This is a genomic window from Eubacterium sp. BIOML-A2 (assembly GCF_009680135.1).
Classification (GTDB): Bacteria; Bacillota; Clostridia; order Lachnospirales; family Lachnospiraceae; genus Faecalicatena; species Faecalicatena contortus_B.
In genome coordinates, this window is record NZ_WKZK01000018.1 from 1 (window position 1) to 21,325 (window position 21,325).

The following is a 21,325-nucleotide window of genomic DNA, read 5'->3' on the forward strand; positions in this document are numbered from 1 at the left end:
TTATTTCTGTATAGTTTAACATTTGGACTTACCTATGTCCTGAAACTTTTTACTTACCTATGTCCTGAAACTGGACATGCAGTATGGGGCCTTACGAGGAAGCTGATATATAAGGAAGTGTATTATGGAAGGGATAGAAGTTAGTGAATGATGTGGGCATATGAGAAGAGGGGATGAGGAAATGGCGCGGAATTATGGGGAAGTGGTCGGGGGCTGGATTGGAAAAAGGATAAGATCTCATCTTTTCTTTGACGCTTTATTATGATAAAATGACAGGTAGAATTTATTAGAAAGAGGAGGTTGTTGTGATGGGAATGACTATGACGCAGAAGATTCTGGCGGCTCATGCGGGGCTTGATTCTGTTGTGGCCGGGCAGCTGATAGAGGCGAAACTGGATGTGGTAATGGCGAATGATATTACCGGACCTATGGCTCTGCCTATTTTCAAGGAAATGGCGGAGAGGGTTTTTGATAAAGATAAGGTTGTATTGGTTCCGGATCATTTTACGCCGAATAAAGATATTAAGTCGGCGGAGAACTCTAAGTCTATCCGTGAGTTTGCTAAGGACCAGGGGCTGAAGTGGTATTTTGAGCAGGGAAAATCAGGGGTGGAACATGCAATTCTACCGGAGGCTGGTGTTGTGACCGCAGGTGAATGTATCATCGGTGCGGACTCCCATACCTGTACATATGGCGCTCTTGGGGCATTTTCAACGGGCGTGGGCACGACGGATATTGCAACGGGGATGGCTACAGGGGAATTGTGGTTTAAGGTGCCAAGTGCAATAAAGTTTGTTCTGACCGGTAAGCCGGGGGCTTTTGTGAGCGGTAAGGATATTATTATTCATATTATCGGAAAGATCGGTGTAGACGGCGCTCTCTATAAATCTATGGAATTTACAGGGGACGGCCTGAAGGAACTTTCTATGGATGACCGTTTTACGATGGCGAATATGGCGATCGAGGCAGGGGCAAAGAACGGGATTTTCCCGGTGGATGAGAAGGTGCAGGCTTATATAAAAGAGCATTCCGTGAAGGAATATAAGATTTATGAAGCAGATGAGGATGCCGATTATGATGAAGTAATTGAGATCAATCTGTCAGAGGTGCGTCCGACCGTGGCATTTCCGCATCTTCCGGGCAATGCGAAGACCATTGACGAGATAGAAGCTATGGAGCCAATCAAGATCGACCAGGTTGTCATTGGTTCCTGTACAAACGGAAGGATGGAGGATATGCGCAAAGCCGCGGCAATTCTGAAAGGCCGTGAGGTTCATCCGGATGTGCGTGTCATGGTAATTCCTGCAACACAGAAGATATATAAACAATGCATGGCAGAGGGACTTCTGGATATTTTTGTAGATGCAGGATGTGCGGTGAATACACCAAGCTGCGGGCCCTGCATGGGCGGACACATGGGGGTAATGGCAGCAGGGGAAAAGTGCGTTTCAACAACGAACCGTAACTTTGTAGGCCGTATGGGACATGTGGAATCCCTGATTTATCTGGCTTCCCCAGAAGTGGCTGCCGCAAGTGCAATCGCAGGATATATTGCAAATCCTGAGAAAGTAGGTGACAAATAATGAAAGCATTGGGACACGTTTTTAAATATGGGGATAACGTAGATACAGACGTAATTATACCGGCAAGATATCTGAACTCCTTTGATGCACAGGAACTGGCAAGCCACGCGATGGCTGACATTGACCCGGAGTTCGTAAACAAGGTACAGCCGGGAGACCTGATTGTGGCAAATAAAAACTTCGGCTGCGGCTCCTCCAGAGAGCATGCGCCGCTCTGCTTAAAAACTGCAGGGGTAAGCTGTGTAATCGCAGAAACATTTGCCAGAATCTTCTACCGCAACGCAATCAACATCGGACTTCCGATCATTGAATGCCCGGAAGCTGCAAAAAATATAGACGCCGGAGACGAAGTCGAGGTAGACTTTGACAGCGGAAAGATCTATAACCGAACAAAAGGCACAGAATTCCAGGGACAGCCATTTCCGGAATTCATGCAGAAACTAATCGCAGCCGGAGGCCTTGTAAACTACACGAACAGTAAGTAGGGGCGGGCGGTGCTTGAGGAGGGGGCCGCCGCCGGAGCCGGATATAGGGATGTCTGGAAACGGGTTACTGCTGTAAGCCGGAATAAAGTAAAATAGAAGGAAAACCGGGGTAACCTGGCCACATCATCCGAAGCCCGATGACTTCGCATGCTGAGGCCAGGGAATCTTTTGATTCGGTATCAAAAGATTCACCCCGGGTTTCCTTCTATTTTACTTAACTCCGGCTAACAACAGTAAGACGCTTCCAGACATCCCTATATCCGTTCCGGCGGCTGGACGCATCCAGGCAGAAGAAAACGCTTACCCCGGGAGGCACCCGCCCCGCAGCTCTCCCTACACACAGGCGACCTCCGCTCCTAATTGACAAATTTCGACTTCCTGCCTATAATGATAATAATAGTCACCAAAGGGGGATACTACGGATATGGGGGGAAGGAATTTTTATTTTAGGAGGAAGCAAGATGCTGCTATTGTCTAAGGAGGATATGAAAGAGGTATTCACAATGCGGGATGCCGTGGAAGCGGTGAAGGAGTCTTTCCGCCTTTTTTCCGCCGGGAAGGGCGAGGCGCCGGGGCACGCAAATATACATGCACCGGAACATGGAGGATCTATGATGTATACGCCGTCTTTTGTGGAGGAGATGGATATGGGGTGCCTCAAGGTCGTTAACGTAACACCAGAAAATGGTGAAAAGGGAATGCCGCCATCACCGGCTCAGGTTATATTGATTGATTCTACGAATGGAATGGTTGTTTCCGTGCTGGACGGGCATTATGTAAATGAACTCCGCACGGGCGCAGCTTCCGGTGCAGCTTTTGATGTGCTGGCAAATAAAAAATGTGAAAAGGGAGCTCTGATCGGAACCGGCGGACATGCGGCCACGCAGCTGGAGGCAATGCTGACAGTGAGAGATTTGGATCAGGTTAAGGTATTTGATCAGGATAAAGAAAGGCTTTGGGCATTTGTGGAGAAGATGAATCGGGAGCTGGGGGATTACGGAGCACAGATTCTGGCGGCTGAAAGCTCGGATGATGCCGTGGAGGATGCGGATCTGCTGATTAGCGCAACTCCTTCTGTGGCTCCGGTATTCGATGGCAGCAAGGTGAAGAAGGGGGCCACTGTCAGCTGTGTCGGCTCTAACCAGCCTCATATGCAGGAGATGGATCCGGTCGTGCTGAAACGGGCATCCGGTATCTATTTTGATTCGAGAAAGGCAGTGCTGTCGGAGGCGGGGGATATTATTATACCTCTGGAAACAGGGCTGATCACAGAGGATGATTTTACCGGTGACCTGGGCGATGTGCTTTTGGGGGATATAGAAGGCCGCAGATCTGAGGAAGATATTATCGTTTTTAAGACGGTCGGAATCGGAACGCAGGATCTGGTAACAGCAAAAAAGATATATGATAAGGCGGTTGCGGCCGGAGTAGGGACATTCCTGGCATAGGAGCAGCGAAGGTGTGCAACAGCCTGGAAAAAGATTGGGAAAGGAGAGCGGTAAGAATGGCATACCCGCCGCTGAAGAGGCGTAAGGTATGCCCGAATCTATCTGCAGGAACAGGCAGACAGGCAGAGCAAGGTGGGGCGATGCGGCTGTGTGAAGAGGCCGCAATAAAAGGAGAGAAAAATGCTGCAGGATGACAGAGTTTATCTGTTAAATAAAATTGGATTTACAGATTCGGAGGCGAAGGTATACCTTGTTTTGCTAAGAAATGGGGGCATGACAGGATATGAGGCAAGTAAGTATTCAGCGGTTCCCCGTTCGAAAATTTATAATGTGCTCGAATCTCTTGTCATGAAAGGATTTATACTGTATTCTGAGGAGGAGTGTTCAAATCGTTACGCGGCAGTGCCGTTTGAAGAGATTTCAGGCAGGGTCAGGGATGAGACGGATAAGATCCTGAATAAGCTTGAGGAGCTGCTGCATGATTACAGGGCGGAGACGGATTTGGACAGATTCTGGCATATACGGGAGTATGATAATGTGATCGCAGTATGCCGAAGCATTCTGAAGGATACACGTTCGGAACTGCTGCTGCAGATCTGGGCAGAGGATCTGCCAAAGATACTGGAAGAGATACAGGAACTGGAGAAAAAGGGAATCCGTCTGGGAATCGTTTACTTTGGAGAAGCGCAGGACGAAGTACCGCTGGACCACTGCTGCAGGCATGGAATGCTGGAAGAAAAGAAAGAGGAGATGGGAGGGCGTTTTCTGACCTTGGTTTCCGATAAAAAGGAGGCTGTATTCGGCCAGATCGTCAGCGATGCTGTGTCCGAGGTCATCTGGACAAAATCAAAGCCTATGGTTGCCATGGCGGCGGAATGTGTCCGGCATGACCTGTATTGTTATAAAGGGGCAGATATATATATAAGCCAGAGACAAGAGGAACTGGGGATAGATATCCGAAGTTTACGGGAAATATTTTGATTAAGAGAGGGTATGGAATGAGACAGGAAAATACAAAAACAGAGGCAGACAATGGAAGGGCTGTGGCGCTGCTGCCCATTGCCGTATTCCTGGTTATATTTCTGGGCGCGGGAATAATGACCAAAGATTTTTACGCGATGCCCGCAATCGTAGGCTTTTTGATAGCGTTGTTTGTGGCATTTATGCAGAATAAAACAGTGACTTTTGGGGAAAAGATAAAAATTATTGCATCAGGGGCGGGAGACGAGAACATTATCACAATGAGCCTGATCTTTTTATGTGCCGGTGGATTCTCCGGTGCTGTGACGGCGGCAGGCGGCGTGGAGAGCACGGTTAATTTCGGGCTCTCCATTCTTCCGGCAAGATTTGCCGTGGTTGGTCTGTTTGTGATTGGCTGCTTTATCTCGATTTCTATGGGAACTTCCATGGGGACGATTGCCGCGCTGGCGCCGATTGCAATCGGAATCTCGGAAAAGACAGGATCCTCTCTGGCAATCTGTATCGGTGCGGTTGTCTGCGGCGCCATGTTCGGAGACAACTTATCCATGATCTCGGACACGACCATTGCGGCAGTAAAGACTCAGGGATGCGAGATGAAGGACAAGTTTAAAGCGAACTTTCTGCTGGTGCTTCCGGCTGCTGTTATTACAATTATTATTTTTCTGATTATTACCAGAGATGTACGTCTGAGCAGCACTACAATCATGGAGTATAACCTTTGGAAGGTGCTTCCTTATATATTGGTACTGGTGGGTGCGCTGATTGGAATCAATGTATTTCTGGTTTTGATCGGCGGTACGGTAATCTCGCTGCTTGTGGGTGTTGCAACAGGCAGTATAGCGGTAGCCGATCTGTTTAATGTGGTCGGAGACGGCGTGACATCCATGTATGACATTACGGTAATCTCTATTATTGTTGCCTGCATTGTGGCTCTTGTAAAAGAATACGGCGGGATTCATTTTATACTAAGGCTGATTAAGAGCAGGATCAGAGGAAAACGGGGCGCGGAGCTTGGCATTGCGCTGCTCGCACTGTTTGTGGATCTGTGTACGGCTAATAATACGGTGGCAATTGTTATGGCAGGGCCGATTGCAAAGGAAATCAGTGATGAATATGAGATCGCCCCAAAACGTTCGGCCTCCCTGCTTGATATGTTTACCTCGGTGGGGCAGGGGATGATTCCTTACGGCGCACAGATGCTGTCGGCTGCAACCCTGACCGGCCTTACACCGTTCGATATCACTCCATACCTGTTTTATCCCATGCTGATGGCAGCGAGCGGAATTCTGTTTATTATATTTCGCAAACAAAATTGATTAAAACTAAAACATATGATATAATGCAGTGCAGTAACACAGCGAAGAAAGAAAAAGAGGGTAAGAGAATGAATCTATTATACAAAAGTACAAGGGATGCCAACAATACAGCGACCGCTTCCGAAGCAATTCTGAAGGGACTGGCCGAGGACGGCGGTCTGTTTGTGCCGGAGAGCATTCCAAAACTGGATGTAACAATGGACGACTTGAAGGATATGACCTATCAGGAGACTGCCTATGCGGTAATGAAGCAGTTTTTAACTGATTTTTCCGAAGAAGAACTGAAGCACTGTATTAATTGCGCATATGACGAGAAGTTTGACACAGAAGTAATTGCGCCGCTGGTCAAGGTGGGGGATACTTATCACCTGGAACTTTTCCACGGAGCTACCATTGCGTTTAAGGATATGGCGCTTTCCATTCTGCCGCACCTGCTGACAACTGCAGCCAGGAAAAACCACGTAACAAAGGATATCGTCATTCTGACGGCAACCTCCGGGGATACGGGGAAGGCTGCCCTGGCGGGATTTGCGGATGTTCCTGGTACGAAGATTATTGTATTTTATCCAAAGGACGGTGTGAGCAGGGTACAGGAACTGCAGATGGTGACACAGAAAGGAAAGAATACTTCTGTAGTTGCCATCCACGGCAATTTTGATAATGCCCAGAGCGGAGTGAAGGCTCTGTTCGAGGATCGGGAGCTGGAAAAAGAACTGGCTGATTCCGGATATCAGTTCTCCTCTGCTAACTCTATTAATATCGGCAGACTGGTGCCTCAGGTTGTGTATTATGTGTACGCATATGCAAAACTTCTGCAGAACCAAGAGATTGAAGCGGGAGAAAAGATCAATGTTACAGTGCCTACGGGGAACTTTGGCAATATACTTGCTGCATATTATGCAAAACAGTTGGGGGTACCGATTGAGAAGCTGATCTGTGCATCCAATGAAAATAAAGTACTGTTTGATTTCTTCAAGACAGGCAGATACGACAGGAACCGCGAATTTGTGCTGACCTCGTCCCCCTCTATGGATATACTTATTTCCAGCAATCTGGAGCGCCTGATTTACACGATTGCAGGCCAGGATGCAGGGAAAAATGCCGCTCTTATGCAGCAGCTGAAGACAGAGGGGGCATACGAGATAACGCCGGACATGAAAGAAAAACTGGCTGATTTTATCGGTGGTTTTGCAGACGAAGAGGAAACAAAGGCAGCCATCCGTGATACGTACCGATCCACTGGTTATGTGATGGATACACATACGGCGGTAGCAGCCCATGTGTGCAAAGCATACCGGGAGGAGAGCAAAGACAGTAGAAAAGCGCTGATCGCATCTACTGCAAGTCCATATAAGTTTGCAAGAAGCGTTATGACAGCGATCGACCAGGAGTATGACGCCCTTGATGAGTTCGCACTGATTGATGAACTAGAGAAAGTATCACAGGTTGATGTGCCGAATGCAATCGAAGAAATCCGCAACGCAGAGATTCTGCACACAAGAGAGTGCGACGCAGATAAGATGAAGGATACCGTAAAAGAGATCCTGGGAGTAGAGGTGTAATATATGGAAGATATGTTTGGGGCGCTCAGCCTCCTGATATTTGGATGTGGCATCTATGGGCTGTACGCCTATGTGAAAATGAAAAAGGAAGGACACATTAATGAAATCCTGCTGCTTGGCAAGGGAATCACGGAACAGATGTGCAGCAACAAAGAGGAGTTTATTCAAAAAGCGCTCCCCGCTGTTCTGGTATTTGGCATTTTCACAACCCTGTATGGAGCGGTGGATGCAATCCATTACTTTATATTCCCTATGAAAGTTTTGGATCTGATTGCTATGGTTGTATTTCTTATTGTACTGATCTGGTATATGGTATTTACAACCAAGCTGAAAAAGAAATACTTTGAGTAGTTAGTGAAACATTTAACGAGGAAGTTGCAAAAATACGGATAAAAAGATATAAAATATCAATAAAAAGATATATATTCAGTGCGAAAATGCAGGATGCAATATGGATTCTTGCATTTTTGCGCTTTTTTATATGCTTTTACCCGAAAAAGCGGTGATAAATGAAACTGAGACAGATATGTCTTTCAATAAAACTGTTGACTTTTTATAACGAACATGAGATAATAGAACAAATTTCGATTTGAAGGAGGAAATTACACTATGTCAACAAAAGCATATTATCCAATTAGTGAAATTGGAAAGGGCAAACCAGGATTTTCAAAAACAAGATCCATTATTGAAGCAGCATTTTATGGAAACAATGTAGTTCCAGTTAACACATTAAAAGAGGCATATAATCTGGCGAAGAATTCTCCGGGAACAATCGTAACAGATATGCCCGTATATAGAGGTGAAGAATTTGGTCTGGATGCAGACGCTAAGGTGCTTTTATTCAACGACGGCGCAATTACAGGACGTTATGCCGCAGCACGCCGCATCTCTGGAGAACCTGGAGTAGACTGCGACAAATTAGACAAAGTGGCTATGGATGCTATTTACAGCGCTCGTTACAAAAAGCTGTATCATGCGACTGTATATGCAGGGCTTGACCCGGAATTCATGGTTAAGGTACACCTCCTGATTCCGGAAGGCGAAGAGAACATCATGTATTCCTGGATGCTGAACTTCCAGTATATGTCAGATGATTATGTAAAGATGTATAAAGAATCTGTTCCAGTTGGCGATGGAAAAGAACCAGACATCTATATTTTCTCCGATCCGCAGTGGACACCGGTTGCTCATCCGGGAGTTGATTACAGCTGCCTGAGCGATCCTCAGACACTGTGCTATTTCAACACAGATACAAACTGTGCATGCATCCTTGGTATGAGATACTTCGGAGAGCACAAAAAAGGAACACTTACGATGGTATGGGCGATTGCAAACCGCAACGGATATGCTTCCTGCCATGGCGGACAAAAAGAATACACATTGGCTGACGGAAGCAAGTACGTTGCATCCGTATACGGTCTGTCCGGATCGGGTAAATCTACAATCACACATGCAAAACATGACGGAAAGTACGATATCAAAGTTCTTCACGATGACGCTTTTATCATCAACACAGATACATGCGCATCTATTGCCATCGAGCCGACCTACTTTGACAAGACACAGGATTACCCGACAGGATGCGAAGACAACAAGTATCTGCTGACAGCGCAGAACTGTTCCGCTACACTTGACGAAGACGGAAAAGTACAGTTAGTAACAGAAGACGTAAGAAATGGTAACGGACGTGCTATCAAATCCAAATTATGGTCACCAAACCGTGTGGATAAGATCGAGGCTCCTGTTAACGCAATCTTCTGGATCATGAAAGATCCTACCATTCCGCCGGTAGTTAAATTAAAAGGAGCTTCCCTTGCATCCGTAATGGGAGCTACACTTGCAACAAAGAGATCTACAGCTGAGAGACTTGCTCCTGGCGTAGACCCGAACAAACTGGTAGTAGTGCCATATGCAAACCCATTCAGAACCTATCCGCTGGCTAACGACTACGAGAAGTTCAAAAAATTGGTTGAAGAAAAGAACGTAGACTGCTACATCATCAACACAGGTGATTTCATGGGCAAGAAGGTACAGCCAAAAGACACCCTTGGAATTCTGGAAGCAATCGTAGAGAAAAAAGCAGACTTCCACAAATGGGGACCGTTCTCAGACATCGAGATTCTCGACTGGGAAGGCTTTGTACCGGATATGAATGATCCGGAATATGTCGGACAGCTGAAAGCTCGTATGAACGACCGTGTCAACGAGATCAAAGCTTTCGAGACAGCGAAAGAAGGATATGATAAACTTCCGGATGATGCACTCGCAGCAATCCAGAAAGTAGTAGATGAATTAAACTAGTTCGCGGGCTTTTGGCTTGGGAATGGATGGGAGGACGCCAAGCGGACTGTAAGGCGCGAGGCTTCCTGCCTGTAAGGTCAGTTTAAAATCCTGACCGCTTAACGAAGAAGATCTAACAGAGCCAGAGGCGCCCAGAAGGGAACATCCCTTCTGGGCGCCTCTGGCTCTGTTAGATCTTCTAGTCGTCCGCTATACGGAAGTTTTAAACCGACCTTACAGGCAGGAAGCCCCGCGCCTTACAGCCCGCTTGGCTGGCTCATCCAGCCGGCAGGAAAAACCGCAATCCCCCCGTCCCGTTCCACGTCAGGCGTCCCTCCTGCTCTTACAAGAATACCTCAGCCGCCTTATCGTTCTGGCAGATTTTGTTCATTTTTTTGAAAGCCATTTTTGTTTTTAAGTTGCCGAGATAACGCGCCTTTTGTTTACAGATACGGATGCACTTATGGCAGGTGATGCATTTCTTTTTGTTTATCTTTTTGGGGCTCTCGGCTGATATTGCACCTGCCGGACAGGACTTGGCACAGGCGCCGCATTCGGTACAGCGGTTTACGTCTACTTTTGGATGGAGCGGGGCACGGCGGTACTTTCTGTATGGCGTATTACCGGGAACCTGGATGTTAAATTGATCGAAGGATTCTTCCTTCTTGATGCGGCGGTTCAGCTGAATACCATAGTCTGCAATGATTTTCATGTCCGCTTTGTTCGGACGGCCGAGACCGGCGGAGCGTACAATTGAATGTTCTGTAGGGAATGCGGCGGCGCCGATTACTTTGAATCCGCGGTTTTCTACTTCTGTTTTGAGCTCCAGAAGCGCATCCTCATATTCACGGCATCCATATGTAGCGACCAGTGCGGCAGGAGTGCTGTCCCCGTTCAGGCCGTCAAAGTATTCCAGGAATGTTTTCGGTACGCGGCCGCTGTATACAGGAATACCAAATAAAACAAAATCATCTTTTTTAAACTGAAGAGGCGCTCTTTTCTCTTTGTGGATTGTAAGGTCAAAGGAGACGGATTTTAGATCAATATTCCTCGCAACTTCCATGATGACCTTTCGTGTTGTGCCTGTTGGACTGAAATAGACAAGCTTTAACTCATTCATTTTCATAAATTAAGACTCCTTTATCGAAATAAGTATACCAATAACTATATCATATAACAGCATAAAATGCACGGTTTCGAAATAAGAAATAATCACAAAAAAAGGAAATAAAAATAGCCATTAATAGCAGTTGTAAATTTTAGATAAATGGGGTATAATATTTTTAAAGAAAACCTGGAATGTTCGATAACCCTGCTATTTTGAACCTACAATACTTTAAACGGGATTCTTATATTTCTGTAATATGTCAAGCCTCCGATTAGCAGTGGAAGACAGAAAAGCAGATGCGGTTGCCCACCTAGCTGCGGCTAGGAGTCAAAATACAGGACCGGCATTTTGGGGAAACTTACTAAAGATAAAGACAGCTGTCAGCGTGCAGCTGTCTTTTTCTTTGTCCAGCTTCATATATGGGTATGAAAGCGGTTATACTGATTCTAATAGAATATAGGGTAATGCCGTGAAATAGGGGATTCAGAGCTCTTGAGCTTGAATAAATTCCTTCTTTATGGTATGATTTGAAAAGTTTATTAATAGGATAGGCAGGAGAACAGGATGAAGGGAAGAGTGAAAAGCATTACACGAAAAATTAATAGACTGGCTTCTATATTGGGTTCACACCATACAGGGGCGTATGCGGCGCAGGCGGCATACTTTTTCGTGCTGTCTTTAATACCTATTATACTGCTGCTTCTGACAATGGTACAGTTTACACCGGTAACACGGCAGGATGTGATGGCTGCAGTAACTCAGGTATTTCCAACGTCTGTGGAAGGGCTGATCTCCTCCATCGTGGATCAGGTGTACCGGCAGTCCAGCACGATCATCCCAGTGACCATAATCGTAGCTCTGTGGTCTGCAGGGAAGGGCGTGCTCGCGATGACATCGGGTATGAATCTGATTTATGAAAATACTGAGACCAGAAATTATTTTTATCTGAGGCTGCGTGCTTCCTTTTACACAGTTATATTCATACTGGCGATCGTATTATCTCTGTCACTTTCTGTGTTCGGCAACAGTATTAGTATCATTGTATATAAGCATGTGCCGGTACTGACGACGATTATGGATTTTCTGATTCGTATCAGAACGCTGCTGACTCTGGTAGTTCTGACTTTATTCTGGGATATGGTCTATAAGTACCTTCCGAACCGGACGAACCTGTCCAAGACAACTATGAAACAGCAGCTCCCGGGTGCGGTCTTTACTTCCTGCGGATGGCTGTTAATTTCCTTTATATTTTCCGTTTATCTGGATATTTTTACCGGATTTTCCAGTATGTACGGCAGCCTTACAACAATTATACTGATCATGCTGTGGCTGTATGTCTGCATGTATGTCATCCTGCTTGGCGGAGAACTGAATGCCCTGCTGGAAGGCCTGGAGGAGAGAAAAGGGGACAGAATGAGAAAATAAGAAAATCCTTGACAATAAAAAACCTTGTGATACAATTATAAAGTAAATCCGATATAATACAAGATATATCAGAATAAAAAAAAGCGATAACCGTGTATAGTAGAGAACCATTTTCTATCAGAGAGAGAAAATCACTGGCTGCAAGTTTTCTTTAGTTCAGATGGCAATCGAAATTCCCACGATAGCTGCATTCTTGAACCAATAGTAGAGAATGCCGTATGTTGTACGTTACACAAAGCTAAGAGCCTGCAGGAATACTGCGGGAATTAGGGTGGTACCGCGAGTGTAGAACTTCGTCCCTTTCAGGGACGGAGTTTTTTTATGATATAGGAAAATCCTATATCATAAAACCCTCCGGGAGGATGCACACGCCGCCATATGGTATATAGCCGCAAAGAGGCATGGCGGCGCCAAAGCCCTTCGGGCGGGATACCCTAATGATTTTGGGATGTTTTATTAAAAAGAGATACAGGTGAAGCGCTGTCTGAGACGCAGCTTATGAGAGGCTGCTGCGTCCGCTAAGAAAGGAGAATGCTAAATGAAAGAGAGATTGGAGCGAATCAAAGAAGAAGCGATTGCACAGATTCAGGCATCGGATGTTCCAGAGAAATTGAATGATGTGCGGGTTAAATTCCTTGGAAAGAAGGGGGAGCTGACCTCTGTCCTGAAGGGAATGAAAGATGTAGCGCCAGAGGACAGGCCGAAGGTAGGGCAGCTTGTGAATGAGACGAGAGCGGCGATTGAGGCCGTGCTGGAAGAGTCCAAAACAAAGATGGAACGTATTCTGAGAGAAGAGAGGCTGAAAGCGGAAGTCATTGATGTGACACTGCCCTCTAAGAAAAATATGGTTGGCCATAGACATCCGAACACAATAGCACTGGAAGAAGTGGAAAACATTTTCGTGGGTATGGGCTATGAGGTTGTGGAAGGCCCGGAAGTGGAATATGATCTTTACAATTTCGAGAAGCTGAATATTCCGGCTGACCATCCGGCAAAGGACGAGCAGGATACCTTCTATATCAATAAAGATATTGTGCTGCGTACCCAGACTTCTCCAGTACAGGCGCGTGTGATGGAACAGGGGAAACTGCCGATCCGCATGATTGCACCGGGCAGGGTATTCCGGTCTGATGAAGTGGATGCGACACATTCTCCATCCTTCCACCAGGTTGAGGGGCTTGTCATTGATAAAAACATTTCCTTCGCCGATTTAAAGGGCACGCTGGAGGTATTTGCAAAAGAATTATTCGGACCGGAAACAAAGACCAAATTCCGTCCGCACCATTTCCCATTCACAGAGCCGAGCGCCGAAGTGGATGTGAGCTGCTTCAAATGCGGCGGCAAGGGATGCAGATTCTGCAAAGGCAGCGGGTGGATTGAGATTCTCGGCTGTGGGGCGGTACATCCGCATGTTCTGGAAATGTGCGGTATTGACCCGGAAGAATATTCCGGCTTTGCATTTGGCATGGGACTGGAGCGTATTGCCCTGTTAAAATATGAAATCGACGATATGAGGCTGCTGTACGAGAATGACATCCGTTTCCTGAAACAGTTCTAGAACAGCCGGCGGGTATGGAAAGTATATTGGATAATATGAATAAGCAGAAAGAGAGGAAATAAGATTGAATACTTCATTATCATGGATTAAAGCGTATGTTCCTGATCTGGATGTAACTGCGCAGGAGTATACAGATGCAATGACATTGTCCGGAACAAAGGTAGAAGGCTATGAAGTGCTGGATGCGGATCTGGACAAGATTGTGATCGGACAGATCGATAAAATTGAAAGACATCCGGACGCAGATAAATTAATCGTCTGCCAGGTGAATGTAGGAAACCAAATGTTACAGATTGTTACCGGTGCGGACAATGTCCACGAGGGGAATAAGGTTCCGATTGTGCTGGACGGCGGGCGTGTTGCCGGAGGACATGACGGTTCAAAGACTCCGGGAGGAATCAAGATTAAAAAGGGCAAACTCCGCGGTGTGGAGAGCTGCGGGATGATGTGCTCCATTGAGGAGCTGGGTTCTACGAAGGAAATGTATCCCGATGCTCCTGAAAGCGGTATCTATATTCTGCCGGAGGATGCGGAGATTGGAGCCAGTGCGGTGGAGGCATTGGGCCTCAATGATGTGGTTTTCGAGTATGAGGTGACATCAAACAGAGTGGACTGCTACAGCGTTATTGGCATTGCAAGAGAAGCTGCGGCTACATTTCGCAGGGAATTCCATCCTCCTGTTGTAAAAGAGACAGGAAACGAAGAGGATGTCAACGATTATATTAAGGTAAGCGTGGAAAATACAGACCTCTGTCCGCGTTACTGTGCTAGAGTTGTGAAAAATATTAAGATCGGCCCATCACCGGAATGGATGCAGAGAAGGCTGGCATCTGTGGGAATCCGTCCGATCAATAATCTGGTCGATATTACGAACTATGTAATGGAAGAGTACGGCCAGCCGATGCATGCCTATGACCTGGACACCATTGCGGGACGACAGATTGTCGTTAAGACCGCACAGGATGGGGATAAGTTTACCACCCTTGACGGGCAGGAAAGAAAGCTGGACAAAGAAGTGCTGATGATCTGCGACGGCGAGAAAGAGATCGGCATCGCGGGAATCATGGGCGGAGAAAACTCTATGATTACAGACGATGTACAGACGATGCTGTTTGAGGCTGCCTGCTTTGACGGGGTAAATATCCGGAAGTCCAGCAAGAGAGTAGGACTGCGTACGGATGCATCCGGCAAGTTTGAAAAGGGCCTGGACCCGAACAATGCAAAAGCTGCAATTGACCGTGCCTGCCAGCTGGTAGAAGAGATGGGCGCAGGAGAAGTAGTGGGCGGAACCGTAGACGTATATGGGAAAGTAAAAGAACCGGTCAGAGTGCCTTTTGACGCTGCAAAGATCAATGCACTGCTGGGAACAGAGATAACAGAAGCAGAAATGCTCGGTTATTTTGAGAAAATCGGCTTGGAATATGATGCCGCAGCAAAAGAAGTGATTGCGCCGACCTTCCGCCATGATTTGTTCTGCCTGGCAGATCTGGCAGAGGAAGTTGCCAGGTTCTACGGATATGACAATATCCCAACGACTTTGCCCAGCGGGGAAGCAACGGCAGGAAAGCTCTCCTTTAAGCTTAAGGTGGAAGAAGTGGCAAGAGATATTGCAGAGTTCTGTGGTTTCAGCCAGGGCATGAGTTATTCCTTTGAAAGTCCGAAAGTATTTGATAAATTATTGCTGCCGGCAGATTCTGTACTCAGAAATACAGTAGAGATCATGAACCCACTCGGGGAGGATTACAGTGTCATGCGCACAACATCCCTAAACGGAATGCTGACCTCGCTGGCAACAAACTACAACCGCAGAAACAAAGACGTACGTCTGTATGAATTGGGTAATATTTATCTTCCGAAACAGCTTCCCCTGACAGAACTGCCCGAGGAACGCATGCAGTTTACACTGGGAATGTACGGGAACGGTGACTTTTTCAGTATGAAGGGCGTAGTGGAAGAATTTTTTGAGAAAATCGGCATGAAACAGAAAGAAACTTACGATCCGAATGCTGGGAAGCCATATCTTCATCCCGGCCGTCAGGCAAACATTATTTACGAGGGAAGAGTCGTCGGCTATCTCGGTGAGGTACATCCGGATGTGGCCGATCATTACGGGATCGGAGAGCGTGCATATGTGGCAGTGATTGATATGCCGGAGATACTGGAGTATGCTACGTTTGACAGAAAATATAACGGAATTGCAAAGTATCCTGCGGTTACCCGGGATATTAGTATGGTGGTTCCGAAGAATATCCTGGCAGGACAGATCGAAGAAGTCATCGAGAAGAAGGGCGGTTCCTATCTGGAGCGTTACGCGCTGTTTGACTTATATGAGGGAGCCCAGATTAAACCTGGTTTCAAATCAATTGCATATTCTATCGTGTTCCGTGCAAAGGATAAGACCCTGGAAGAATCTGATGTGGCAGCAGCCATGAAGAAGATTCTGAGCGCGCTGGAGGAGATGGGAATCGAACTGAGACAGTAAGGTGTGTTAAATCATCCATGTGCCCGGCTGAGTGTCCCGCCTGACGGGGTTTTCAGACGGGCGCAGTGAATTTAAAACACATTTTGTACTTTCTATATATTTATAGAAGAAAGGCAGATCATATGAAAAAGAAAAATCATACTGCAGAGATTATTGTTGCAGTTGTTGTGGCTGCAATCCTGATTGTGGCAGTTTTTGTCAGGCTTGTGGTGAGAACTTTATTTCATACGGCGGGTCCTTCTGCGCAGGAATCCTCGGAGTGGGTATTGACAGGAGGGAATATGTCAATCACGCTCCCAACGGAGCCGTATGTGGGGATTGTCAGTGTCTACGGCACAATCGAACCGCAGGCCAGGACCGGTATGTTCGACCAGCCGCAGAGCTACCAGCATCAGGCATTGATGGACTATATCGACGCCATGATGTATGACCCTAATAACAGCGGAATTCTGCTGGATGTGGATTCACCGGGGGGAACCACCTACGAAGGTGTGGAACTCTATGACAAGATTGCAGAGTATAAAGACACAACGGGACGGCCGGTATGGACATACATGAACCATTACGGCGCCTCCGCCGCTTATTATATTGCCGCGCCCTCGGACTGGATTGGTGCGAATAAAGGAACCCTGACGGGTTCCATCGGGGTGATTATGTCCGGCTACGATCTGTCCGGTTTGTATGAGAAGCTGGGGATCAAGTATTACAGTGTGACAACCGGGGACAACAAAGACATGAGCAGTCCCGACGAGGAACAGCTGAAAATTTACCGGGATATTATTGAGGAAGAATATGACCGATTCGTTGACGCGGTGGCCCAGGGCAGGGGGATGCCCGAAAAAGCGGTCAGAGAACTGGCTGACGGACGCCCCTATTCCGCACAGCAGGCCCTGGATAACGGCCTGATCGATGAGATCACCACATTTGAGGATTTGGCTGTGGAAATGCAGTATGAGGTTGGAAACACTACATTTTACCAGCCGGATATGAAAGAGCCGGCGCTGGCCTCTCTTTTTGGCAGGGCGGAAGAGATCCTGCCAAAATCGGATATGCAGGTGTTGAGCAGTCTGACAGAAAAATACGGGAGCGGCGTCTTGATGTCCTATGCAGGGCAGACGGTTCCCGAATAGCAGAAAGAAGGATTTAAAGTTGAAAACAAGTGATTTTTATTATGAACTGCCGCAGGAGCTGATCGCACAGGACCCGCTGGAGGACAGATCCGGTTCCAGACTTCTGGTTTTGGATAAAGAGACCGGTGAGACGAAACACCGGCATTTCAAAGACATAATCGAATACCTGAACCCAGGGGACTGTCTGGTGATCAATGACACCAAAGTGATACCCGCCAGACTGATCGGCTCCAAAGTAGGCACGGATGCAAAGATAGAGGTACTGCTGCTGAAACGGAAAGAAAATGATGTGTGGGAGACCCTTGTGAAACCGGGCAGAAAGGCAAAACCGGGGACGAAAATCAGTTTTGGGGATGGTATCCTGGTGGGCGAAGTGGTGGATGTAGTGGACGAGGGAAACCGGCTGATACATTTTGAGTATGAAGGTATTTTTGAGGAAATACTGGACCGATTGGGACAGATGCCGCTTCCGCCTTATATTACACATCAGCTGCAGGATAAGGAGCGGTATAATACGGTATATGCCGTGCATGAAGGCTCTGCTGCTGCGCCTACGGCCGGGCTGCATTTTACCCCGCAGCTTCTGGAGGATATCGGAAAAAAGGGCGTGGATATTGCCAGAGTAACACTCCATGTGGGGCTGGGGACTTTCCGGCCTGTAAAGGTGGAGGAAGTTACAGATCATCATATGCATTCCGAGTTCTATCTCATTGATGAAGATGCTGCGGATAAGATCAACCGTGCAAAGGAACAGAAAAAACGCGTGATCTGCGTTGGGACGACCAGCTGCAGGACTATAGAGTCTGCGTCAGGGGAGGATGGAAGGCTGAAGGCGTGCAGCGGCTGGACGGAAATCTTTATTTATCCGGGGTATCAGTTTAAGGTGCTGGATGGACTGATCACGAATTTCCACCTGCCGGAATCTACTTTGATTATGCTGGTGTCTGCACTGGCGGGCAGGGAGCATGTGCTGGCGGCTTATGAGGAGGCGGTCAGGGAGGGGTACAGATTTTTTAGTTTTGGCGATGCAATGCTCGTGGTGTGAGTAAAAATTAGAGGTAAAAAACCTGCAAAGGCGCAGCATTACTGGAGGTGTACTCTGGATATTACCGAAAATCTCGATTTAAAGAGGATTGTTCCCAGAATTCATATCAGCCGGATACAGACACTGCTGGAAACAACTCCCTTTATTAGCGGACTGCAAAAAAGATTTTATTTTACAATGTTGGTGGAAAGAAAAGAGAAAATTCTTGATTTTTCACTAAAAGAATTGAAAAAAAATAGTAAAGAGACAGCTGCTTCTTCGCTATGAAGAGCAGCCGTTTTTATGTTCAGGTCAATTCCCTATGTAAGTCAGTCATATCCTTATGTAAGTCAGTTATTTCCCAATTGCCTTTTCTCCGGACGATGTGTATACTTCTTTTAAGCCGTATGCTGCCCGTCAGATGTCCGCCATATATAAAGCATCGTATCTTTAGAATGCGATATCCACAAAATAAGCGTACCATGACTCCGGATCTAATTTCATAAATAGCAGGAGGTACTACATTGTTACTCAAGCTGGAACAAGATACAACCCAGAAAGAAATCGAGGTTTCCATAAAATATCCGGAAATGAACCAGGATGTAACAAGGCTCATTTCGCTGGTCCGGTCAGCAGATACCCAAATCAGATGCACCGCTGACGGGAATGAGAAGTTGCTCAATGCCTCAGATATTTACTACATCGAAAGCGTGGATAAACGTACTTTTGTCTACTGTGAAAATGAAGTTTACTGTACAGACGTGCGCCTGTATCAGTTATTAGAAACTCTGTCGCCGGATGGGTTTGTACAGATCAGTAAATCATGCATCTTGAATATCCATGTGCTGGACTTTGTACGCCCTCTGTTAAATGGCCGTATGGAAGCTACATTAAAAAACGGGGAGGGGCTGAATGTTACCAGAAAATATCTGGCTGATATTAAACGTAAATTACAGGAGGGGACATAGAGATGAAAAAAATAGTGATTCATATTATGGCGTCTACAGGGATTATCGTGCTTGCCCTTTCTGTTGTCGCATTGCTGTACGGCGGAAAAGCCGTTTTTATCCATACAATTCTTGAGATTGCAGTGCTAAGTACCTTGATGCATTTGGGATTTTTTGTGACCCACAGGCGGAATATCCAAAATCCGTTTTTTGAAATTATGCTGGATATCAGCTATACCTTGTTTGCCACACTGTTATTGGGCGCCGCATTCCACTGGTATCAGAGTATTCCTGTATGGGTATTAGTCATTATGGTTTTCGTGATTTATCTGGTTGGCTATCTTACCGATCTCTACCGGACAAAAGTCCATGAAAATACATTCACCGCCATCCTGGACCCCAGCGGTTCCGGGAAAAGCACCCTGTTAAATATTCTTTCCGGGCTGAAGACCGCCTGGTGCGCATTCTCCAGTTGGAAGATTTGCTGCATAAGTTTCCTGCTGAGCTCTCCGGGGGACAGCAGCAGAGAACCTCTATCGCGCGGGCTGTGATCAAAAGCCCGCGGCTCCTTTTTGAGCCCGGTGTCAGAAGATGGTACGGCAATCAGCAAAGAACAGGTGAAGCAGATGCTTCAGCGGGATGCTACCTCCAATAAAACGAGTGCAGTCATAAACTAGGTGATTGGCGCGATTATAGGATGTATACTGCTGTTCCTTGCGCTGTATCTCAATTTCCAGGACAATCAGAGGGATATGTCCATCTTAAGGCTTTTGGGATACAGTCAGAAGGAAATCCGAAAAATGCTGGTTTATATTTACCGTCCCATTGTGTGGGCTGCTTTGATGATAACGCTTATTCCAGGCATTTTGACTGCGAGAGCTGTTCAGAAATCATTGTCGATTGCAATTCAGGACTATATGCCTTTTGGGATTCATGTAAACGCAATACTGATGCTGTTTGTCTTCCTGAATGTAATCTATCAGATGGTTGAAATCGTATTTTCAATAGGGATATCACGGGTTTGTAGAAAGAGGAACCTGAATGAGATCTCTGCATTATGATGAAAAGGGGGGCGTCGTGAAGGCAGCCCCTCTCTTGTATTCATCGTGTCATATTATACAAGAAAAAACAAATCCTACATGTTATAATCATCTAATCCAATATTTAGGAGGTAAACAAACCATGATCAAAAAGCAGGAGCAGCGTCATATCTACTATGACCGTGATCTGGGAATAGAGGCATATCAGTTAAGCGGGATCGTACAAAAGGGGCTGGATAATATAATCATGAGACTGGTAGACATTTTTACCTGTATTCCTTCAATGCTAATGACTCTGGCTATGAACTTGCTGGGTGATGGACTGAGAGACGCGCTGGATCCGAGATCCAAACGGTAAAAGGAGCAAAAAATGCCAAAAATGACTTTTTTTAATCTTGCAGATGAAAAGCGGGAAATATTTCTAAAAGCGGCAGTGGAGGAATTCTCCACGCATTCCTATCATGATGCAAATGTCCGGGAGATTGTGAGAAAGGCAAATATCTCAATCGGATCATTTTACTGCTATTTTGATTCAAAGACTGAGTTGTTTATATTACAGATTATATGTTTCAGAAGTTTTTAGAACAGCAGGAGGCATTGGGAAAACAACTGAACCGGGATGTGAAGATGGAAGAAATTCTGGAAATGGAGCCGCTTCAGAAGGCCTTTTGGGAGCAGTTTGAAAAGTGCTCCCTGGATAAGCGGTAACATTATTATCTGAGAACAAATAACAACCAGCTTTTTGAACGGTTTTTGGGAGAAGTAGAAGAGTATGGGACAAAGACGGAATATACGGAACGGGAAAAACGGATGGTGGCCTTTGTGATGAATTCACTGCAATATATACTGGATGAATTTGCGGAGTTCGATGGAACTGACCGTGTAGTCGATGAAGAGTTATTGTTATTAAAAAAAATGCTGAAGACTGGATATCAGAATTTGGAGCGATAAGTATG

At 46.3% G+C, this 21,325-nt stretch carries 21 protein-coding genes, 1 other RNA gene and 1 other annotated feature; of the genes, 21 read left to right on the top strand and 1 reads right to left on the bottom strand.

The window, feature by feature from the left end:
- The first annotated feature begins 308 nt into the window (after positions 1-308).
- The 8 genes from leuC (at position 309) to GKG43_RS08515 (ending at position 9,676) form a co-directional block, all read left to right on the top strand.
- Positions 309-1,583: a 3-isopropylmalate dehydratase large subunit gene (gene leuC, locus GKG43_RS08480; RefSeq protein WP_025657048.1), complete on the top strand. Its 1,275-nt coding sequence runs from the start codon at positions 309-311 to the stop codon at positions 1,581-1,583.
- Complete coding sequence (gene leuD, locus GKG43_RS08485; RefSeq protein ID WP_025657049.1) at positions 1,583-2,068, top strand: 3-isopropylmalate dehydratase small subunit; 486 nt, start codon at positions 1,583-1,585, stop codon at positions 2,066-2,068. The genes leuC and leuD overlap by 1 nt, the downstream gene beginning before the upstream one ends.
- Positions 2,069-2,529: 461 nt before the next feature.
- Entirely contained in the window at positions 2,530-3,516 is a 987-nt protein-coding gene (locus tag GKG43_RS08490) for an ornithine cyclodeaminase family protein (RefSeq protein ID WP_117440784.1), read from the top strand.
- A gap of 180 nt (positions 3,517-3,696) precedes the next feature.
- Positions 3,697-4,497 carry a helix-turn-helix domain-containing protein gene (locus GKG43_RS08495; RefSeq protein ID WP_044927229.1) on the top strand — a complete coding sequence of 267 codons (801 nt, stop codon included), beginning with the start codon at positions 3,697-3,699 and terminating at the stop codon, positions 4,495-4,497.
- A 17-nt stretch (positions 4,498-4,514) separates the two neighbouring features.
- Positions 4,515-5,813 (top strand): Na+/H+ antiporter NhaC family protein, encoded by a 1,299-nt coding sequence (locus tag GKG43_RS08500; RefSeq protein ID WP_129878968.1) that lies wholly within the window; start codon positions 4,515-4,517, stop codon positions 5,811-5,813.
- 68 nt (positions 5,814-5,881) lie between these two features.
- Positions 5,882-7,375: a threonine synthase gene (gene thrC, locus GKG43_RS08505; RefSeq protein ID WP_129878969.1), complete on the top strand. Its 1,494-nt coding sequence runs from the start codon at positions 5,882-5,884 to the stop codon at positions 7,373-7,375.
- 3 nt (positions 7,376-7,378) lie between these two features.
- Complete coding sequence (locus tag GKG43_RS08510) at positions 7,379-7,726, top strand: hypothetical protein (protein ID WP_129878970.1); 348 nt, start codon at positions 7,379-7,381, stop codon at positions 7,724-7,726.
- A gap of 258 nt (positions 7,727-7,984) precedes the next feature.
- The gene (locus GKG43_RS08515) at positions 7,985-9,676 is read left to right on the top strand and encodes a phosphoenolpyruvate carboxykinase (ATP) (RefSeq protein ID WP_129878971.1); all 1,692 of its coding nucleotides are present in this window, start codon (positions 7,985-7,987) and stop codon (positions 9,674-9,676) included.
- A gap of 322 nt (positions 9,677-9,998) precedes the next feature.
- Here GKG43_RS08515 and GKG43_RS08520 read toward each other — a convergent pair whose 3' ends face one another.
- Entirely contained in the window at positions 9,999-10,781 is a 783-nt protein-coding gene (locus GKG43_RS08520) for an EFR1 family ferrodoxin (RefSeq protein ID WP_129878972.1), read from the bottom strand.
- A gap of 162 nt (positions 10,782-10,943) precedes the next feature.
- Here GKG43_RS08520 and ssrS point away from each other — a divergent pair.
- The 13 genes from ssrS to GKG43_RS08580 all read left to right on the top strand — a co-directional run bounded on the left by ssrS (position 10,944) and on the right by GKG43_RS08580 (position 21,320).
- A non-coding RNA gene (gene ssrS, locus GKG43_RS08525) (6S RNA) lies at positions 10,944-11,122 on the top strand.
- Between the two features lie 205 nt (positions 11,123-11,327).
- Positions 11,328-12,188 (top strand): YihY/virulence factor BrkB family protein, encoded by an 861-nt coding sequence (locus GKG43_RS08530; protein ID WP_129878973.1) that lies wholly within the window; start codon positions 11,328-11,330, stop codon positions 12,186-12,188.
- A gap of 77 nt (positions 12,189-12,265) precedes the next feature.
- Positions 12,266-12,492 (top strand) — a binding site (T-box leader).
- Positions 12,493-12,726: 234 nt separating this feature from the next.
- Positions 12,727-13,746: a phenylalanine--tRNA ligase subunit alpha gene (gene pheS, locus GKG43_RS08535; protein ID WP_129878974.1), complete on the top strand. Its 1,020-nt coding sequence runs from the start codon at positions 12,727-12,729 to the stop codon at positions 13,744-13,746.
- Between the two features lie 64 nt (positions 13,747-13,810).
- Positions 13,811-16,228 (top strand): phenylalanine--tRNA ligase subunit beta, encoded by a 2,418-nt coding sequence (gene pheT, locus GKG43_RS08540; protein WP_129878975.1) that lies wholly within the window; start codon positions 13,811-13,813, stop codon positions 16,226-16,228.
- 122 nt (positions 16,229-16,350) lie between these two features.
- The gene (gene sppA, locus GKG43_RS08545; protein ID WP_129878976.1) at positions 16,351-17,358 is read left to right on the top strand and encodes a signal peptide peptidase SppA; all 1,008 of its coding nucleotides are present in this window, start codon (positions 16,351-16,353) and stop codon (positions 17,356-17,358) included.
- Between the two features lie 19 nt (positions 17,359-17,377).
- Positions 17,378-18,403, top strand: coding sequence for a tRNA preQ1(34) S-adenosylmethionine ribosyltransferase-isomerase QueA (queA, locus tag GKG43_RS08550; RefSeq protein WP_129878977.1), 1,026 nt, complete (start codon positions 17,378-17,380; stop codon positions 18,401-18,403).
- A gap of 503 nt (positions 18,404-18,906) precedes the next feature.
- On the top strand, positions 18,907-19,350 hold the full coding sequence (locus tag GKG43_RS08555; RefSeq protein ID WP_202976922.1) for a LytTR family DNA-binding domain-containing protein: 444 nt from the start codon (positions 18,907-18,909) through the stop codon (positions 19,348-19,350).
- A gap of 2 nt (positions 19,351-19,352) precedes the next feature.
- The gene (locus tag GKG43_RS23305; protein WP_243125840.1) at positions 19,353-19,880 is read left to right on the top strand and encodes a hypothetical protein; all 528 of its coding nucleotides are present in this window, start codon (positions 19,353-19,355) and stop codon (positions 19,878-19,880) included.
- The gene (locus tag GKG43_RS23310; RefSeq protein ID WP_243125833.1) at positions 19,787-19,984 is read left to right on the top strand and encodes an ATP-binding cassette domain-containing protein; all 198 of its coding nucleotides are present in this window, start codon (positions 19,787-19,789) and stop codon (positions 19,982-19,984) included. The genes GKG43_RS23305 and GKG43_RS23310 overlap by 94 nt, the downstream gene beginning before the upstream one ends.
- A gap of 22 nt (positions 19,985-20,006) precedes the next feature.
- Positions 20,007-20,390 carry an FtsX-like permease family protein gene (locus GKG43_RS08565; protein ID WP_129878978.1) on the top strand — a complete coding sequence of 128 codons (384 nt, stop codon included), beginning with the start codon at positions 20,007-20,009 and terminating at the stop codon, positions 20,388-20,390.
- A 121-nt stretch (positions 20,391-20,511) separates the two neighbouring features.
- A complete protein-coding gene (locus GKG43_RS23685) occupies positions 20,512-20,727 on the top strand; it encodes a hypothetical protein (protein WP_347561995.1) in 216 nt (71 codons plus the stop codon).
- A gap of 12 nt (positions 20,728-20,739) precedes the next feature.
- Positions 20,740-20,952, top strand: a complete 213-nt coding sequence (locus GKG43_RS08575) for a helix-turn-helix domain-containing protein (protein ID WP_129878979.1) — start codon at positions 20,740-20,742, stop codon at positions 20,950-20,952.
- A gap of 170 nt (positions 20,953-21,122) precedes the next feature.
- On the top strand, positions 21,123-21,320 hold the full coding sequence (locus GKG43_RS08580) for a hypothetical protein (protein ID WP_129878980.1): 198 nt from the start codon (positions 21,123-21,125) through the stop codon (positions 21,318-21,320).
- Positions 21,321-21,325: the final 5 nt, after the last annotated feature.

Coding starts and splice junctions, on each gene's coding strand:
- leuC (WP_025657048.1), top strand. CDS start 309: ATGGGAATGACTATGACGCAGAAGATTCTGGCGGCTCATGCGGGGCTT.
- leuD (WP_025657049.1), top strand. CDS start 1,583: ATGAAAGCATTGGGACACGTTTTTAAATATGGGGATAACGTAGATACA.
- GKG43_RS08490 (WP_117440784.1), top strand. CDS start 2,530: ATGCTGCTATTGTCTAAGGAGGATATGAAAGAGGTATTCACAATGCGG.
- GKG43_RS08495 (WP_044927229.1), top strand. CDS start 3,697: ATGCTGCAGGATGACAGAGTTTATCTGTTAAATAAAATTGGATTTACA.
- GKG43_RS08500 (WP_129878968.1), top strand. CDS start 4,515: ATGAGACAGGAAAATACAAAAACAGAGGCAGACAATGGAAGGGCTGTG.
- thrC (WP_129878969.1), top strand. CDS start 5,882: ATGAATCTATTATACAAAAGTACAAGGGATGCCAACAATACAGCGACC.
- GKG43_RS08510 (WP_129878970.1), top strand. CDS start 7,379: ATGGAAGATATGTTTGGGGCGCTCAGCCTCCTGATATTTGGATGTGGC.
- GKG43_RS08515 (WP_129878971.1), top strand. CDS start 7,985: ATGTCAACAAAAGCATATTATCCAATTAGTGAAATTGGAAAGGGCAAA.
- GKG43_RS08520 (WP_129878972.1), bottom strand. CDS start 10,781: ATGAAAATGAATGAGTTAAAGCTTGTCTATTTCAGTCCAACAGGCACA.
- GKG43_RS08530 (WP_129878973.1), top strand. CDS start 11,328: ATGAAGGGAAGAGTGAAAAGCATTACACGAAAAATTAATAGACTGGCT.
- pheS (WP_129878974.1), top strand. CDS start 12,727: ATGAAAGAGAGATTGGAGCGAATCAAAGAAGAAGCGATTGCACAGATT.
- sppA (WP_129878976.1), top strand. CDS start 16,351: ATGAAAAAGAAAAATCATACTGCAGAGATTATTGTTGCAGTTGTTGTG.
- GKG43_RS23305 (WP_243125840.1), top strand. CDS start 19,353: ATGAAAAAAATAGTGATTCATATTATGGCGTCTACAGGGATTATCGTG.
- GKG43_RS23685 (WP_347561995.1), top strand. CDS start 20,512: ATGATCAAAAAGCAGGAGCAGCGTCATATCTACTATGACCGTGATCTG.
- GKG43_RS08575 (WP_129878979.1), top strand. CDS start 20,740: ATGCCAAAAATGACTTTTTTTAATCTTGCAGATGAAAAGCGGGAAATA.